This window comes from Flavobacterium sp. CHNK8 (assembly GCF_019774515.1).
Classification (GTDB): domain Bacteria; phylum Bacteroidota; class Bacteroidia; order Flavobacteriales; family Flavobacteriaceae; genus Flavobacterium; species Flavobacterium tiangeerense.
The window spans coordinates 3245836-3263138 of record NZ_CP081492.1 but is presented as its reverse complement, the minus strand read 5'-3'; the positions used below and the strand labels follow the sequence as shown (position 1 = coordinate 3263138).

Sequence of the window (17303 nt, the reverse complement as noted above, 5' to 3'; positions counted from 1 at the left end):
TTGTTTTTTGGATTTTTTATTAGTCTTTTGATTAAAGAGGTGAATGCTAAAAACGAATACTTGTTTTATTACAACAACGTTCTTTCAAAAATTCAGTTGATTGTTTATGGATTCCTCATTAATTTTTTCGTCTCGATGCTCTTCATTCTTGCTGTTAACCTCATATTGAATTTGCTATGGCAACAAGTATTTTAGAAGTAGATAGTGTACAAAAACAATACAACGGAAAAATTATCCTTTCGGATGTGTATTTGAAATGTGAAACGGGTTCTGTTCTCGGGATTTTAGGTCGAAATGGTTCTGGTAAATCTACATTATTGAAGATTATTTTCGGGATAGAACCAGCTGATTTTAAGTTTGTTCGGGTTGGTGGAAAAGTGCTGTCAAAAACAAGTGAGCTGTTAAAGGAAATCAGCTATTTACCTCAGGATTCTTTTATTCCAAATTCTTTTTCGGTGCAAAAAACCATTCAATTGAGCATTGCCAAAGAGAAAGTAAAAGATTTTTGCGAAGATGCAATGATACAATCTATGTTGGGTAAAAAAATCAAACATTTATCTGGTGGGGAATTGCGGTATCTAGAAATTAAATTAATCCTGAACAATGATTCAAAATTTGTACTGCTTGATGAGCCTTACAACGGCTTGTCACCCATTATGGTTGAAAACATAAATGCATTAATCACGACCATGTCTGCTGTAAAAGGCATTTTGATCACCGATCATAATTATGAAAATGTAATCAAAATTTCTACCAAACTGGCATTAATGAAAGATGGGAAAATGCATCATTTAAAAGATAAAAACGAACTCGTCGAAAAAGGATATTTAAAATTTGGTATGCTCTAAATACTTTTAAAAAAAGACAATAGAACAGCTAATAATTCGTTTTGATTTTCTAGATGACTCATGTGTCCATCAGGAAAAGTGATAAGTTGTACCGCTGTGTTTTCTATTTGTTCCTTGGTTTCTTCATAATTCAAAACAGGATCTTTTTCGCCTAAAATTAAAAGTTTAGGAAACGGCGTAAGATGTAGCAATACTTCTCGATCTTGTCTGATTTTCATACCTTCTAGTGAGGCAACAATTCCTTGCAAGGGCGTTTGAAGCGCTTCTTTTTTAACGTTTTCAATCGTTGCAGCTAGTCGCTCTCTATTGTTTTCACTGAATAAATTAGCAATCGAAAGAGAAATGAAATTTACAAAAGAGTGTTTCACGGCTTTAATAGCACGATCCCGATTTTTTTTGCGCTCTTCACTGTCGGCTCTTGCGGTTGAGTTGAGTAAAACCAATCCTTTTATAGTATCTGGATACAATTCGGCGAACGCCAAAGCCACATAACCTCCCATAGAATGCCCTACGAAAATAGCTTTGCGAATGCGCAATTCTGATAAAACCGCATGAACTACATCGGCATTGTCCTCCATGGTATGCACATATCCCAAACATTCTGTGGCGCCATGACCTAATAAATCAATGCTAATAACACGATTTTTTTGCGCCAATTCTGGGACATAAAAATCCCACATGTTTTTGTTTTCCAGAAAGCCGTGGAGTAAAACAATGGCTGTTCCTTTTCCTTCGTCAGTATAGGAAATAGTGGTTTTTTTAAAGAGGATTTGTTTCAATTTTGTAATGTTTATGCAAAGCTAAAGCTTTAATTTTTTTCAAAACATATTAGCCATTTAAGTTTTAAATTTTTTTGGGTGAATATTGCTGATAGTTGCAATTTAAAAATAAACATATAAGTCATATAAGTTCAATTGTTCATTTCATTACAATACTTATATGACTTATATGTTTACAAAAAAAGCTCTCATTTCTGAGAGCCTTTGAGTATTAAAATCTGTTATCACCGTCTATTAATCGGCCTAAACCGCCCAGTAAACTGCCTTCGTCACGGCTGCTTCCACCTGCTCTTGGTGCCGATGCAATGATTCTGTCGGCAAGGCGACTAAATGGTAAGGACTGAATATAAACTGTGCCTGGACCGCGCAGTGTAGCGTAAAACAAACCTTCGCCACCAAAAAGAGAATTTTTGATTCCGCCTACAAACTCGATGTCATAATCTACATCTTTTGTAAATCCTACAATACAACCAGTATCGACTTTTAGTACCTCGCCTGCGGCTAATTCTTTTTTAGCTAATGTTCCTCCGGTGTGTACAAAAGCCATTCCGTCACCTTCAATTTTTTGCATGATGAAACCTTCTCCACCAAATAACCCAGTTCCAAGTTTTTTAGAAAATTCGATTCCTACTGAAACGCCTTTGGCTGCACACAGAAACGAATCTTTTTGGCAAATAAATTTACCGCCAAATTGCGTCAGATCAATTGGGATGATCTTGCCAGGATAAGGAGAGGCAAATGAAACTTTACTTTTGGTGTTGTTTTGGTTGATGAATGCGGTCATAAAGAGACTTTCTCCAGTAAGTACTCGTTTTCCGGCGCTTAAAAGTTTGCCGAACAATCCGTTTTCTTGTCCTGATCCGTCACCGAAAATGGTTTGCATTTGGATGTTGTTGTCCATCATCATAAAACTTCCGGCTTCGGCAACGACAACTTCCTGAGGATCTAGTTCGATCTCTACGTATTGCATTTCTTCGCCGTAAATGTGGTAATCAATTTCGTGTGCTTGCATGATTTTTATGTTTTTTAGTTTTTTTTTCTAGTTAATATTTTAATTGTTGCTGATAACGGTTTTAAGAATAAGTCTTTGACTGTTTTGTAACGTTACAACTTTAGAATTGTTTTAACATTTTGTGGTTTTGGAAATAGAGCGAACTTTTTAGCCCTGATGGCAGTGGCATCTCCTGCTTATAAAAAACAAGGCTTTTGTGCCGTAGTTTTTTAAGCGGGAATAGAACGGACAGCAGGACAGGTTGTGGTTTTGAAAATTACATATACTGCTCCTCAAAAAAAAAGCAGCCTAGATTGCGCTAGACTGCTTGTTATGGATGGGAAAGAGGAGTTATGCGTTCATGAGGTCTTCGATTTCCTCGACTTCGATAGGAATGTTGCGCATCATGTTGAAAGGTTCGCCGTTTTCTTGAACGATGATGTTGTCCTCAAGACGAATTCCGAAACCTTCGGCAGGGATGTAAATTCCGGGCTCAACGGTAAATACCATGTTGGCTTGCATTGGCTCGGTCAAAATACCATAATCGTGCGTGTCTAGCCCCATGTGGTGTGAGGTTCCGTGCATGAAATATTTTTTGTAAGCGGGCCAGTCTGGGTTTTCGTTTTGCACATCGGCTTTGTCAATAAGTCCTAAACCTAGTAATTCTGAGGTCATTATTTTCCCCACTTCGATGTGGTATTGTTTCCAAAGTGTGCCAGTGGTTAACATTTTAGTAGCCTCGTTTTTTACACGCAATACGGCGTTGTAAACTTCTTTTTGACGGCTTGTATAACGCCCAGAAACGGGAATGGTACGCGTCATGTCACTAGAATAATTGGCATATTCAGCAGCTACATCAAGCAAAATCAAGTCTCCTGCTTTGCATTGTTGGTTGTTTTCGATATAATGCAAAACATTGGCATTGTTGCCCGATGCGATAATGGGTGTGTAGGCAAAACCACGAGAGCGGTTGCGGATGAATTCGTGAATCAATTCGGCTTCGATTTCGTATTCAGTAACGTTTGGTTTCACAAAAGGTAATAATCGTCTAAAACCAAGTTCAGTAATGTTGCAGGCTTTTTGGATCAAGTCCAATTCTTCGCTTTCTTTTACAGAACGAAGGCGTTGCAGGATAGGGTTGCTTTTGGCAACGGCGTGTGCAGGATATTTTTCTTTCCACCATTTTACAAATCGTGCTTCGCGGGTTTCGGTTTCTACGGTGGCGCGGTAATGCTCGTTGGTGTTGATGTAAATAGTTTCGGCGTGCGTCATCATTTCGAATAACACTTTTTCAAAATCTTGTAACCAGTACACGGTTTTGATTCCAGTTACTTCGTAAGCACGTTCTTTGGTTAGTTTTTCACCTTCCCAAATAGCAATGTGCTCGCTAGTTTCTTTCAAGAAAACCATTTCGCGTTGGTGCTCATAAGGTGCGTCAGGGAATAACAGTAAAATACTTTCTTCTTGGTCTACACCACTCAAATAAAAGATGTCTCGGTGTTGTGCAAAAGGCAAAGTACTATCAGCCGATACGGGGTAAATATCATTCGAATTAAAAACAGCAACACTTTTTGGCTTCATTTGAGCCATGAATTTCGCTCTGTTTTTTATAAATAAATCGCGGTCAATTTGATGGTATTTCATGAGTTGAGTTTTGTTTTTATGGGTGTGAAATGTAATTGGAATGGCTTATTTATCTCATTAATTTAAAACAAATGGATGTCAGTCCATATTTTTTATTGATTATTCAAAAATACTAACTTTGAGAGAAACAGGTGTTAATTAGAGTATAAAATTTTTTGGTCCGTTGATTTATCCTTAAATTTCGGCATCAAAATCCAACTCTATGAAAAAAGGAATACTCTTAGCTGCCTTTATTGCGCAAACCGTTGCCTCTGCACAAGTCTCTCCTGAGGCAGTTCAAAATAGTTTAGTATCCAAAAAACAACTGCAAGAACAATCGCTTTTTAAAAACATAAGTCTACAAAATGTGGGCCCAACGGTTATGAGCGGACGTGTAGTTGATGTAGATGTAAATCCTGAAAACCCTACCGAATTTTATGTAGGTTACGCTTCAGGAGGTTTGTGGTATAGCAATAATAACGGTATGAGTTTTGTACCGGTTATGGATGCAGCGCCTACACAAAATGTAGGTGATATTGCGATAGACTGGAAAAACGGAACGATTTGGGTAGGAACTGGAGAGGTAAATTCTTCGCGCTCTTCGTATGCTGGAATTGGGATATTAAAATCAACGGATAAAGGAAAGACTTGGCAAAATATGGGTTTGCATGACACGCACCATATTAGTAGAATTTTGATAAATCCAGTAAATCCTGATGAAATTGTAGTAGGTGCGGTGGGACATTTATATACTAAAAATGAAGAAAGAGGAATTTATAAAACCACAGATGGTGGAAAAACATGGAGCAAGACACTTTTTGTAAACAACGAAACAGGAATTATTGATGTGGCTGTTTCGCCAAAAAATTTTAAAATACAATATGCTGCTGCATGGACTAAAGACAGAAAAGCTTGGGATTTTAAAGGTAATGGATCAGCATCAGGAATTTACAAAAGTGAAGACGCTGGAGCAACTTGGAAATTGAATTCTACAGCTGAAAGTGGGTTTCCTACAGGTGAAGGTGTAGGTAGAATTGGCTTAGCCGTTTATGATGATGCTACAGTTTATGCCGTTCTGGACAACCAATTCAAGAGACCTTTAGACGCTAAAAAAAGCAATTCATTACCAGCAGCCTTTTCTGTTCCTGGAGATGAGTTTCTTAAATTACCCAATAAAAGCTTAAACTCTATTCTGAAAAACTATGGTTTAACCGAAAAATACAGAGCTGAAAACATCAAACATTGGGTTCAAAATGGGTATTTGCAACCAAGTGAAGCCGGAAAATTAGTTTTAGCATCCATTAATAGTTTGGCTGAAGCCGAGGTTATTGGTGCCGAAGTGTATAAATCTACAAATGGGGGAACAAGTTGGACAAAAACACACCAAAACTTCATTGACGATTTATTTTATTCTTATGGATATTACTTTGCAGCTATTTCGGTAGATCCGAGTAACGCAAATAAAATTTACTTATCTGGTGTACCGGTAATTAAATCAGATGATGGTGGGAAAACGTTTACTAGCATTAGCGAAGAGAATGTACATGCTGATCATCATGTTGTCTGGGTTAATCCTAATAAATCGGGTCACTTAATTAATGGTAATGATGGTGGTTTGAACATTTCTTATGATGATGGAGCACACTGGTTCAAAGGCAATTCGCATAGTGTGAGTCAGTTTTATGCTGTGAATGTTGATGAGCAAGAACCATACAATATTTATGGTGGAATGCAGGACAATGGGGTATGGGTTGGACCTAGCAACTATCAATTTTCTTCGGAGTGGTTACAAACAGGAAAATATCCTTATGAAAATTTAATGGGAGGTGATGGAATGCAAACTCAAATTGACAAACGCAATCCTAATATTGTTTTTACAGGTTTTCAGTTTGGAAATTATTACCGTATAGATCGTGCCAATAACAAAAGAGAGTACATTTCTCCAAAGCCAAAGAAGGATGAGAAACCATTCCGTTTTAATTGGCAAACGCCTATTTTGCTTTCCTCACACAATCAAGATATATTGTACATGGGGTCCAATTTTTTGCACAGATCTATGAACCAAGGACAAACTTGGACTGCAATTTCACCAGATTTGACCCAAGGTGTTAAGGAAGGTAATGTTGCCTTTGGTACACTAGCCACGATTAGTGAGAGTACTTTGCAATTTGGGTTGTTATACACTGGGAGTGATGACGGACTAATTCAGGTGACGAAAGACGGAGGTGTGAGCTGGAACAAAATCTCAGAAACTTTGCCACAAAACCGTTGGGTAACTAGAGTAGTTGCATCGACACATAAAAAAGAACGCGTTTATGCCACCTTAAACGGATATCGTAATGATGATTTTACAACTTATGTATACCTATCCGATGATTACGGACAAACTTGGAGTAGTATAGCAAGTAATATTCCTGCAAGTCCAGTGAATGTAATTGCAGAAGATCCAAACAATGAGAATGTATTGTATTTAGGGACTGATAATGGACTATATGTTTCATTAAACAGAGGGAAGACTTGGGAAGATTTCTCCAATGGAATGCCTAATGTTGCGGTACATGATTTAGTCATTCAAAAGAAAGCTAAAGATCTTGTAATAGGAACTCATGGGCGCTCTATTTACAAAGTTAATTTGGATCAAGTCCAAAATATAAATGACAAAGTTTTAGCTTCTACTATTCATATTTTTGAATTGAAAAAGATAAAAAAATCAAGAGAATGGGGTAATAGTTGGAGTGCTTGGGCTAAACCAACAGGTCCTAAAGCTGAAATTTGGTTTTACTCTAATGAAGATGCCGAAGTGGTGTTGCAAATTGAAAACAGCAATAAAGAAGTCCTTTTTTCTCAAAAAGTAATGGCCAAAAAAGGATTAAACAAGCAGGTTTATGATTTATCCGTTCCAAAGGAAATTGTTGAAAAAGCTTTGGCTAAAGACAAAAAAATGAAATGGGAAGCAGCTAAAAACGGAAAGTATTATTTACCCGTTTCTGTAAACAAAGTTAGCATTCAAAAAGCCAAAGAGAAAGTAGTGGCTGATCTAGAAATTTTTGAATCTAAATAATATCATTTCTCAAAAAACAAAAAACACTATTCCATATGAAATCGTGTTTTTTTATGTTCTTTAGATATTTAAAACTGTGCCGTTTCAGTAGAATCTTTCATGGCTGTAGTGCTTGATTTTCCGATTGTTACAGTATTTTGTACCGCATCAAAATAAGAAGTCCCTACAAATCCTTGGTGTTTTACCGCTTTGAAGCCGTGTTTTTGTAGAGCAAATTCTCTTTCTTGTAATTCAGAGTAGCCCGCCATTCCTCTTTCTTTGTAAGCTTTTGAAAGTTCAAACATACTTGTGTTTAAGGCATGAAACCCAGCCAATGTGATGAACTGAAATTTATAGCCCATAGCTGCTAGGTCTTCTCTAAAAGTTTCCATTTCAGCTACAGATAGTTTTGCAGCCCAGTTAAAAGATGGAGAGCAATTGTAAGCTAGCATTTTTCCTGGGAATTGTGCGTGAATAGCTTCTGCAAATTGTTTGGCGTATGCTAAATCAGGGTTACTAGTTTCCATCCAAATTAAATCAGCATACGGTGCGTAACTCAATCCACGGTCAATTCCTTGTTCAATTCCACAATTCACATAAAAAAAGCCTTCAGCAGTTTTTTCTCCTGTAATGAATTTTGCGTCTCTTGGGTCAATATCGCTTGTCAATAAATTAGCGGCATCAGCGTCAGTTCTAGCAACAACAAGCGTAGGCGTTCCCATAACATCAGCTGCTAAACGAGCTGCAATTAATTTATTGATAGCTTCTTGCGTAGGAACTAATACTTTTCCGCCAAGGTGACCGCATTTTTTAGCAGAACTCAACTGGTCTTCAAAGTGAACACCTGCAGCTCCTGCTTCGATCATTGATTTCATTAATTCAAAAGCATTTAGATTTCCTCCAAAACCAGCTTCGGCATCAGCCACAATAGGAACTAGGTAGTCTTTTTTATCAGTAGTTCCGTTTACCACTTGTATTTGATCTGCTCTTAAGAGTGCATTGTTAATACGTTTTACTACAAGCGGAACACTATTGGCAGGGTATAATGATTGGTCAGGGTACATTTCGCCGGCTACATTTGCATCGGCTGCAACTTGCCAACCGCTCAAGTATATGGCTTCAAGTCCAGCTTCTACTTCTTGAATAGCTTGGTTTCCTGTAAGTGCGCCAAGTCCTGCCACAAAATCTTGCGAATTAAGTTTGTTCCATAAAGTAGTAGCTCCTAGTCTTGCAACGCTGTGTTCTATTTGGTAAGAACCTTGTAGTTTAACAACTTCCTCAGCAGTATACGGACGCTCAATGCCTTTCCATCTTGGGTTTGAAATCCAGTCTGCAACTAATTCTTGAATTCTTGTTTCGGTAGTTTTCATAGTGTTTGTATGGTTTAAATGGTGTTTAATATTTTATTGATATTTATTTTATTGCAATTGTTTTTTAAATGTATTTGTATCCTGGTAGGGTTAAAAAGTCTATGAAATTCTTGTTTACCACCAGTTGATCTAATAATTGTTCCGCTAGAATGTATTTTTGTTTCTCATGATTTTCATCCCCAACTAGTTTTTTTATTTTTTCATATTCTTCCATGGCTAGTTTATGGTAGTAATTGGTGTTTAGTTGTTTTCCGTTATCTAGCGTAACCTTGTTTTGTAGCCATTGCCACAGTTGTGATCTAGAAATTTCCGCAGTTGCAGCATCTTCCATTAAATGATGCAAAGCTGCTGCTCCTTGGCCATTGAGCCACGATGCAATGTATAAAACAGAAATACTGATATTTTTTCGAACGCCTTCCTCTGTGATGGTTCCTTTTGGAGTTTCTAGTAAATCGCTTTCGGTTACGTGAACGTCCTCTCGTTTTACATCAATTTGGTTTTTGGCAGGCATATATTTGTCAAATACAGTCATGGCAAGCGGAACCAAATCAGGATGGGCGACCCAAGTACCGTCATGACCATTTTTAACCTCACGTTCTTTGTCGGCAATTACTTTGTTAAAAGCGATAGTATTGGCTTCTTCATTATTTTTGATCGGAATTTGTGCTGCCATTCCGCCTATAGCGTGTATGTTACGTTTGTGACAACGTTGAATTACCAGTTGTGAGTAAGCACTCATAAACGGAGCTGTCATGGTTACTTGATCTCTGTTTGGAACAATGAAATTGGGATTGTTTCGTAGTTTTTTGATATATGAAAAAATGTAATCCCATCTTCCGCAATTTAAACCAACAATATGATCTTTCAATTCATAAATAATTTCGTCCAATTGAAAACTGGCGGTTATAGTTTCGATTAAAACGGTTGCTTTGAATGTTCCTTTTTTTACTCCTAAATACTCCTGCGTAAATAGGAAAACTTCGTTCCACCATCTTGCTTCAAGATAATGTTCTAGTTTTGGGATGTAAAAATAAGGTGCTGTACCATCTTCAATAAGTTTTTTATAGTTGTGAAAAGCATATAGTCCAAAGTCAATCAGTGATCCTGAAGTTTGTACACCGCCAATTAAAATATTCTTCTCAGGCAAATGCAATCCTCTGGGACGAACTAACAATATGGCAGTTTTTTCGTTTAAACTGTACTTTTTGTTTTTTATAGGATCCTCAAGACTAATTGTTTTGTTCACGGCATCTTTCAGGTTTTGTTGTCCTGTCATAAGATTGTTCCATGTTGGGGAAGTGCTGTCTTCAAAATCAGCCATGAAAGTTTTGGCGCCAGAATTCAGGGCATTGATTACCATTTTACGATCTACAGGTCCTGTTATTTCAACTCTTCGGTCAGCTAGATCATCTGGTGTAGTTGCTGCTTCCCAGTTGTTTTCTCTAATTTCTTTTGTTTCCAATGGAAAAGTAGGTAGTGCGCCTGCATCAAATAAATCTTGTTGTTTTATTCTGTTTTGTAATAACAACAAACGTTCATTATTGAAATTTTCATGTAGTAATGAAAGGAATGTTATTGCTTCATCGGTTAAAATTTCAGGATAACGCTCGGTAGTATCTATTGAAAAATTTAACATATTGGTTGAATATATTTCTTTAATTTCTGTTTTTTGACCTGTTTCCATAACTAATTATCTTTTTTTGTTGTCAATATTATTTTTTAACACTGCAATGATACAAAAAGTTTTTAATAAAAAAAGCGAACGTACGCTAAAATGTAAAAATATTTTTTTTGGCGAAAATATTTTTTGTCTTATCTTTGAGATATGAACATAGAAAAAGATTATATCAAGCTTATTTTTGGGCTTAAACTCAAGCAAGCACGTACGGCTAAAAATTTGTCTTTATTTGGTTTAGCCAAAATCACAGCGCTTTCCAAATCGTATTTGAACGAAATTGAGAAAGGAAAGAAATATCCTAAAACCGATAAGATTATTTTACTGGCTGAAAAATTAGATGTTACTTATGATCACATGGTTTCGTTGAAGCTAGATAATAATTTAGCGCCTATTGGCGAAATATTAAAATCAGGGATTTTAAAAGAGATTCCGCTGGAGCTGTTTGGAATTCAAGAGGCAGATTTAATTGATATTATTGCCAATGCACCTGCTAAAGTCAATGCTTTTATAAGTACCATTATTGAAATTGCGCAACACTATAACCTTACCAGAGAAAGTTTTTTCTTGGCAGCACTTCGTTCTTATCAAGAGGCGCACAATAATTATTTTGAAGATTTAGAGGGGAAAGTTCTTTTGTTTTGCAAAGCGTTTCATGTAGACTTAACCACTAATATTTCTATCACAGAACTCAAGGCTATTCTTGTTGAAGAATATGGATATACCATACAAGAGTTGATTTTTACAGAGCACGAAGCTTTGGGTGATTTACGTTCCATTTTTGTACCCTTTAGTAAAACCTTGTTGCTATCAAATGATATTGATGAAGGACAAAAAGCGTTTATTTTAGCTAAAGAAATTGCATACAACTACATGGAAATCAAGGAGCGATTGTATACTTTTAGTTGGATAAAATTTGATAATTTTGACCAAGTGTTGAATAATTTTTACGCTTCTTATTTTGCTGGAGCTTTATTATTGCCGCGTCAACATCTTATAGACGAACTAAATGTATTCTTAGCTCTAGAAAATCCTAAACCGCAACAAATGGTTCAGTTGATGAACCAGTTTAATGTCTCTCCTGAGTCTTTTTACCAGCGTTTGACTAATATTTTACCGAAGGATTTTAATCTCAAAAATTTGTTTTTCTTACGACTTTCGCACCAAAAAGGAACAGATACTTATCAAATAAAAAAAGAGTTGCACATCACCAATCAGCAGGAACCTCATGCTAATGAAATGAACGAGCATTACTGCCGCAGATGGGTTTCTATACGAACGATTGAAGAATCAATAAAGCAGGGTAAAAATCACTTTTTTGACGCCCAAATCTCTAGTTACGAAAACAGTAAAAATGAGTATCTCGTTTTTTCATCGGCTACGCCAGATCCTTTTAAAACAGATTGTATCCGAAGTATTTCTGTTGGAATATTGATGACAGCAGGAATGAAGAAAAAATTTAAGTTCATCGAAAATGAGTCGCTCAAAAAACAAATTGTAGGTGTTACTTGTGAAACTTGTGCGGTAAAAGATTGTTTAGAACGTGCTTCGCCTCCTATTCAATTGGAACAAAAAATTAGGAATGAAAACACCGAAGCAATTGTACAGAAATACATGGCGAAGTTTAGTTAAAAATAGAATTCAAAAGTAATTACGTAAAATAAGACACAGATTTCGCAAATGGTGCATTAAATTGATGAAATCTGTGTTTTTTATTAATTTAAAACAATATTACTCCACCCATTTGTAATAACGAGCCCCTAGTAAGTTGGGGTTTTCGCTCTCAATACGTTCTAAAATCCATTCGTTTTTTGGGCTACAAACGCTTTCGTGTTGTTCTTTTTTATGGAGTTTTTCGTAAGTTTTAAAGTCAATTTCAAAGCTTTTTTCGAGGGTTTCAAATAATGATACACGCTCCAGTGCTTCTTTCCATTCTGCTTGAATGGTTCCTTCAAATACTTTTGACTTCGAGCCGCTTCCATAGGCTAGAAGGCCAAATACACTTCCAGAAATTTCTTTTTTAGAATCATAAAAATGAGCTAATGTTGACAATAAGCCCATAAAAATAGAGCCTGTATAAAGATTTCCTATCAATGACGAAGCTAGTTCGGCAGGCTGTAATTTTTTAGACACAAATTCTATGTAGGCTTCATTTTTGCTGATTTCTTTCAGTTTGTGTTGGTAAACAGTAGTTTCTTCTGTTCTTGATAAAGTGCTATTGGAGGCATCCAAAGCATAAATTTCACTAAGCATTCTGCGGCCTTGATACGCATAAGGTAAGTGCATGACAATGCTGGTCCAGGTGTTATAAACCGTTTGAGACGTTTTTTTTAATTTCTTGAACGAAAAATAAGCATCTCGGGTTCTATCCATGTAACATTGATTGGAATACTGACCGTCAAAAACAGGTTGATCTTTATGTATTTCTATTTCGCTTTCTAGATTGTCAAACCAAGCTTCGTTTGTTTCATTTCCAGTTATGGCAGTTTTTGATAAAGTTCTGTAGGGTTTAAAAAAATCAAAAACACCTTTGGTACTCGTTGCCCAGACATCTCCAAAAGCGATAATTCTGGGGTTTGAAGTGATCAATAGGGCAACAGCTCCCGCACCTTGGGTGTATTCGCCGGTAGAGTTCAAATCGTATTTAGCAAAATCAGTCGTTACAACAATGGCCTTTTTGCTTGGGTTGAGTCGAATAAAATCAATACAATTTTGCATCGCATCTACGCCGCCAATACAGGCAAAAGTAAAATCAACCACATCGCATTCTGATAAAGTGTTTTCTCCAAATTTTTGCTCCATCAATGAAATTAAGAACGAACTAATAGGTTTGGAGTTGTCAATACTACTCTCGGTCCCCACATAAATTCGGGCTATTTCATTTAGGTTTATGTTGTGGTCAAGTATGAGCTTGGTCAAGGCATTGGCTCCAAAAACTACTACATCTTGGTGTACATCCGGAAGAGTCATTTTTTCTAATCCAAGTCCTTTTTGCAGTTTTTTAGGGTCAATATTTCTGGCTTTTGCCAATGCGCTAATGGATAAATGTATTTTTGCAACATCAAAAGTGATGGCATCGATTCCGATTTTCATTTTAAATTATTTTGACTATAAAATTAGAAATAAGCTCGCTAATCTTTTTTTATTTTGTGTTTTTAAAACTGCCTTCGGTCTATTTTTAGTAAATTTAAATTTTTGATTTAGGCAAATTATTGATGTCATAAAAAACATTGTTATTTTTAAGAATTATGTTTTTGTTTGATTCGTAAAGATTTTCAAATTCTTTAGTTTTGTCTAACGAAATTCTTCTTTTGTAGGGTTCTAGGTATTGATTTATATAGGTTCATTTGGTTTTGTGATGTAACACTTTAAAATGATTATAAATTATAGCGAAAAGGTTGTAGTTCATTTCTAATTGCCCTATTTTTGTATGATTTTTTAAATTAATACAACTAAATTCTTATGGCAAAATCTTCATTATTAAAGTCATCGATCGCAAAAAAAGTAGCTATGGCGCTTTCTGGACTTTTCTTAATTTTATTTTTAGCACAACATTTTTTTATAAACAGTACCTCGGTTTTTAGTCCTGATACTTTTAACTCTATTTCTCATTTTATGGGAAATAACCCGTTGGTGCAGTTTGTTATTCAACCAATCCTTATCATAGGTGTGATTTTTCACTTTATCATGGGTATCGTTTTGGATTTTCAAAACAAAAGTGCTAGACCTATTAAATATGTGAAAAATAATGGTGCAGCAAGTTCATCATGGGCATCACGTAACATGATTATTTCTGGTTTAGTAGTATTGGCTTTTATGCTTTTACACTTTTATGATTTTTGGATTCCAGAAATGGTTTACAAGTATGTAGAGGTAAATCCACTTGATGAGACTCGTTATTTTGGTGAGTTGCAACATAAATTTGTTGATCCTATTCGTACTGCTATTTATTGTGTATCATTTGTATTGTTATCATTGCATTTGTGGCACGGTTTCAACTCTTCGTTTCAATCTGTAGGGTTCAACAATAAATACTCTAGATCATTACACAAATTGGGATATGCTTTTGCAATTGTAGTTCCTGTTGGCTTTATTTTCATTGCATTATTTCATCATTTTAATCATTAATATTAAATTATAAATGGCTTTAGATTCAAAAATACCAAATGGTCCAATAGCGGACAAATGGACAAATTATAAAAATCACATCAATTTAGTTAACCCAGCTAACAAACGTAATATTGATATTATTGTTGTAGGTACTGGTCTTGCAGGTGGTTCTGCCGCTGCAACTTTAGCTGAATTAGGATATAACGTTAAAACTTTTTGCTTTCAAGATTCACCTCGTCGTGCGCACTCTATTGCTGCACAAGGAGGTATCAACGCAGCAAAAAACTATCAAGGTGATGGCGACTCTACTTTCCGTTTGTTTTACGATACGGTAAAAGGAGGAGATTACCGCTCAAGAGAAGCAAACGTTCACAGACTTGCAGAAGTTTCTGTTAATATTATTGACCAGTGTGTTATGCAAGGTGTACCATTGGCACGTGAGTACGGTGGTTTGCTAGACAACCGTTCTTTTGGAGGAACATTAGTAGCTAGAACTTTTTACGCAAAAGGTCAAACAGGACAGCAATTATTATTAGGAGCTTATTCTGCAATGAACCGTCAAATAGGTCGTGGTAAGATAAAATCATACACACGTCATGAAATGCAAGATTTAGTTCTTGTTGATGGTAAAGCAAGAGGAATTATTGCTCGTGACTTGGTAACAGGTGAGCTTGAGCGTCACTCTGCACACGCAGTTGTAATTGCTTCTGGAGGTTACGGTAACGTATTTTTCTTGTCTACATACGCCATGGGAAGTAACGCTACTGCTGCGTGGAAAGTACACAAAAAAGGAGCTTTCTTTGCTAATCCATGTTACACACAAATTCACCCAACATGTATCCCAGTTTCTGGAGATCACCAGTCTAAATTGACTTTGATGTCTGAATCATTACGTAATGATGGACGTATTTGGGTTCCTGCAAAATTAGAAGATGCACAAGCAATTCGTGAAGGTAAATTGAAGCCAACACAAATCGCTGAAGCTGACAGAGATTATTATTTAGAGCGTCGTTACCCAGCTTTTGGTAACTTAGTGCCTAGAGATATCGCTTCTCGTGCTGCTAAAGAAAGATGTGATGCTGGTTTTGGTGTGAATAAAACAGGTGAAGCAGTTTACTTAGATTTTGCAGCAGCAATTGAGCGTTACGGTAAAGAACAAGCGTATGTTAAAGGTTTTGATGCCAATGACAAAGCGTTAGTAACAAAATTAGGAGCTGCTATTGTGGCTAATAAATACGGAAACTTATTCCAAATGTATGAGAAAATCGTTGATGAGGATCCGTACACAACCCCAATGATGATTTATCCAGCAGTACACTATACTATGGGTGGTATTTGGGTTGATTATAACTTACAAACTACAATTCCAGGTTGTTTCAGTATTGGAGAAGCTAACTTCTCTGATCACGGTGCTAACCGTCTTGGAGCTTCTGCTTTAATGCAAGGTCTAGCTGATGGGTATTTTGTATTGCCATACACAATTGGTGATTACTTAGCACCAGACATTAAAACAGGAAAAATTTCTACTGATTTACCTGAATTTGTTGAAGCTGAGAAAAATGTAAAAGCACGTATTGATCAGTTTATCAATAACAACGGTACGCATTCTGTTGATTATTTCCATAAGAAACTTGGAAAAATCATGTGGAACAAAGTGGGTATGGCTCGTAATGCGAAAGGATTAACAGAGGCAATTGAAGAAATTGCAGCATTAAGAGAAGAATTTTACAGAGATGTTAAAGTTCCTGGAGATGCATACAGTTTCAATCAAGAGTTAGATAAAGCAGGTCGTGTTGCTGATTTCTTAGAATTAGGCGAGTTGTTTGCTAAAGATGCATTGCACCGTAATGAATCTTGTGGAGGTCACTTCCGTGAAGAATACCAATCTGAGGATGGTGAAGCACAACGAGATGATGAGAACTATGCTTATGTTGCAGCATGGGAATACATGGGTAAACCAAGTGAGGCTATACTTCACAAGGAACCTTTAGTCTATGACAATGTTAAACTAGTAACGCGTAGTTATAAATAGGAATCAGTCCGAGATAGAAATGATGGTAGTTCTACTTTTTATCTAAGACTTTCAAACGAAAGAAAATATGAAACTTACATTAAAAATATGGCGTCAAGCCAACGCAAAAGCAGAAGGTAAAATCGTAGAGTATCCATTAGATGGTATTGAAGAGGACATGTCTTTCCTAGAGATGCTTGATGTGCTTAACGAAGGCTTAATTAACAAAGGAGATTTACCAGTATCTTTTGATCATGACTGTCGCGAAGGTATTTGCGGTTCATGTTCTTTGTATATCAATGGTGAAGCGCATGGTCCAGACAGACGTGTACCTACTTGTCAATTACACATGAGAATGTTCAAAGACGGTGATACTATTTTTATAGAGCCGTTTAGAGCTAAAGCTTTTCCAGTAATTAAAGATTTAGTTGTTGACAGAAGTGCTTTTGATAGAATTCAACACGCAGGTGGATTTGTATCTGTAAATACTTCAGGAAAACCAACAGATGCTAATGCAATTTTGATTCCTAAGCACGATGCAGATAGAGCATTTGATGCTGCTACTTGCATAGGTTGCGGAGCTTGTGTTGCAAGTTGTAAAAACTCATCAGCTATGTTATTTGTATCTGCTAAAGTATCACAGTATGCTTTATTGCCGCAAGGTAAAGTAGAGGCTGCTGATCGTGTAATGAACATGGTGGCACAAATGGATGCTGAAGGTTTTGGTAACTGTACCAATACTGGAGCATGTGAAGTAGAATGTCCAAAAGGAATTTCTCTTGAAAATATTGCCAGAATGAATAGAGAATATTTATCTGCAAGTTTAAAGGGATAATAAGTTGGTCTTAAAGTTTAA

12 protein-coding genes are annotated in these 17303 nt (G+C 36.3%); 6 read left to right on the top strand and 6 right to left on the bottom strand.

Translation table 11 applies throughout. From position 1 onward, the window contains the following. Positions 1 to 176: 176 nt before the first annotated feature. Positions 177 to 848, top strand: coding sequence for an ATP-binding cassette domain-containing protein (locus tag K5V07_RS14200; protein WP_221917997.1), 672 nt, complete (start codon positions 177 to 179; stop codon positions 846 to 848). Here the strand turns inward: K5V07_RS14200 and K5V07_RS14195 are convergent. From K5V07_RS14195 to K5V07_RS14185, 3 genes are all read right to left on the bottom strand, one after another. Next, positions 845 to 1627, bottom strand: coding sequence for an alpha/beta fold hydrolase (locus K5V07_RS14195; RefSeq protein ID WP_221917996.1), 783 nt, complete (start codon positions 1625 to 1627; stop codon positions 845 to 847). The two genes, K5V07_RS14200 and K5V07_RS14195, sit on opposite strands and share 4 nt — an antisense overlap. A 211-nt stretch (positions 1628 to 1838) precedes the next feature. Next, entirely contained in the window at positions 1839 to 2639 is an 801-nt protein-coding gene (locus tag K5V07_RS14190) for a TIGR00266 family protein (RefSeq protein ID WP_221917995.1), read from the bottom strand. A gap of 330 nt (positions 2640 to 2969) precedes the next feature. Further along, positions 2970 to 4262: an aminopeptidase P family protein gene (locus K5V07_RS14185; RefSeq protein ID WP_221917994.1), complete on the bottom strand. Its 1293-nt coding sequence runs from the start codon at positions 4260 to 4262 to the stop codon at positions 2970 to 2972. Positions 4263 to 4464: 202 nt separating this feature from the next. On the opposite strand from K5V07_RS14185, the gene K5V07_RS14180 reads away from it, so the two are divergent. Further along, the gene (locus K5V07_RS14180) at positions 4465 to 7302 is read left to right on the top strand and encodes a sialidase family protein (protein ID WP_221917993.1); all 2838 of its coding nucleotides are present in this window, start codon (positions 4465 to 4467) and stop codon (positions 7300 to 7302) included. A 68-nt stretch (positions 7303 to 7370) separates the two neighbouring features. Here K5V07_RS14180 and aceA read toward each other — a convergent pair whose 3' ends face one another. Together aceA and aceB are read right to left on the bottom strand one after the other, a co-directional pair. Continuing rightward, positions 7371 to 8651, bottom strand: coding sequence for an isocitrate lyase (gene aceA / locus K5V07_RS14175; RefSeq protein WP_086453285.1), 1281 nt, complete (start codon positions 8649 to 8651; stop codon positions 7371 to 7373). Positions 8652 to 8715: 64 nt separating this feature from the next. Then, positions 8716 to 10335, bottom strand: a complete 1620-nt coding sequence (aceB, locus tag K5V07_RS14170; RefSeq protein ID WP_221917992.1) for a malate synthase A — start codon at positions 10333 to 10335, stop codon at positions 8716 to 8718. Positions 10336 to 10476: 141 nt separating this feature from the next. On the opposite strand from aceB, the gene K5V07_RS14165 reads away from it, so the two are divergent. Continuing rightward, a complete protein-coding gene (locus K5V07_RS14165; protein ID WP_221917991.1) occupies positions 10477 to 11958 on the top strand; it encodes a helix-turn-helix domain-containing protein in 1482 nt (493 codons plus the stop codon). A 99-nt stretch (positions 11959 to 12057) separates the two neighbouring features. Here K5V07_RS14165 and K5V07_RS14160 read toward each other — a convergent pair whose 3' ends face one another. Then, positions 12058 to 13419 (bottom strand): hydroxymethylglutaryl-CoA synthase family protein, encoded by a 1362-nt coding sequence (locus K5V07_RS14160; RefSeq protein WP_221917990.1) that lies wholly within the window; start codon positions 13417 to 13419, stop codon positions 12058 to 12060. A 369-nt stretch (positions 13420 to 13788) separates the two neighbouring features. On the opposite strand from K5V07_RS14160, the gene K5V07_RS14155 reads away from it, so the two are divergent. The 3 genes from K5V07_RS14155 to K5V07_RS14145 all read left to right on the top strand — a co-directional run bounded on the left by K5V07_RS14155 (position 13789) and on the right by K5V07_RS14145 (position 17282). After that, positions 13789 to 14454 (top strand): succinate dehydrogenase cytochrome b subunit, encoded by a 666-nt coding sequence (locus K5V07_RS14155; RefSeq protein WP_158730266.1) that lies wholly within the window; start codon positions 13789 to 13791, stop codon positions 14452 to 14454. Between the two features lie 13 nt (positions 14455 to 14467). Beyond that, the gene (locus K5V07_RS14150; protein WP_221917989.1) at positions 14468 to 16468 is read left to right on the top strand and encodes a fumarate reductase/succinate dehydrogenase flavoprotein subunit; all 2001 of its coding nucleotides are present in this window, start codon (positions 14468 to 14470) and stop codon (positions 16466 to 16468) included. Between the two features lie 67 nt (positions 16469 to 16535). Further along, positions 16536 to 17282 carry a succinate dehydrogenase/fumarate reductase iron-sulfur subunit gene (locus K5V07_RS14145; protein ID WP_182649716.1) on the top strand — a complete coding sequence of 249 codons (747 nt, stop codon included), beginning with the start codon at positions 16536 to 16538 and terminating at the stop codon, positions 17280 to 17282. Positions 17283 to 17303 lie beyond the last annotated feature (21 nt).

Excerpts from the sequence above, each read along its gene's own strand:
- K5V07_RS14150 (WP_221917989.1), top strand. The coding sequence starts at position 14,468 with ATGGCTTTAGATTCAAAAATACCAAATGGTCCAATAGCGGACAAATGG.
- K5V07_RS14165 (WP_221917991.1), top strand. The coding sequence starts at position 10,477 with ATGAACATAGAAAAAGATTATATCAAGCTTATTTTTGGGCTTAAACTC.
- K5V07_RS14145 (WP_182649716.1), top strand. The coding sequence starts at position 16,536 with ATGAAACTTACATTAAAAATATGGCGTCAAGCCAACGCAAAAGCAGAA.
- K5V07_RS14200 (WP_221917997.1), top strand. The coding sequence starts at position 177 with ATGGCAACAAGTATTTTAGAAGTAGATAGTGTACAAAAACAATACAAC.
- K5V07_RS14185 (WP_221917994.1), bottom strand. The coding sequence starts at position 4,262 with ATGAAATACCATCAAATTGACCGCGATTTATTTATAAAAAACAGAGCG.
- aceA (WP_086453285.1), bottom strand. The coding sequence starts at position 8,651 with ATGAAAACTACCGAAACAAGAATTCAAGAATTAGTTGCAGACTGGATT.
- K5V07_RS14160 (WP_221917990.1), bottom strand. The coding sequence starts at position 13,419 with ATGAAAATCGGAATCGATGCCATCACTTTTGATGTTGCAAAAATACAT.
- K5V07_RS14190 (WP_221917995.1), bottom strand. The coding sequence starts at position 2,639 with ATGCAAGCACACGAAATTGATTACCACATTTACGGCGAAGAAATGCAA.
- aceB (WP_221917992.1), bottom strand. The coding sequence starts at position 10,335 with ATGGAAACAGGTCAAAAAACAGAAATTAAAGAAATATATTCAACCAAT.
- K5V07_RS14180 (WP_221917993.1), top strand. The coding sequence starts at position 4,465 with ATGAAAAAAGGAATACTCTTAGCTGCCTTTATTGCGCAAACCGTTGCC.
- K5V07_RS14155 (WP_158730266.1), top strand. The coding sequence starts at position 13,789 with ATGGCAAAATCTTCATTATTAAAGTCATCGATCGCAAAAAAAGTAGCT.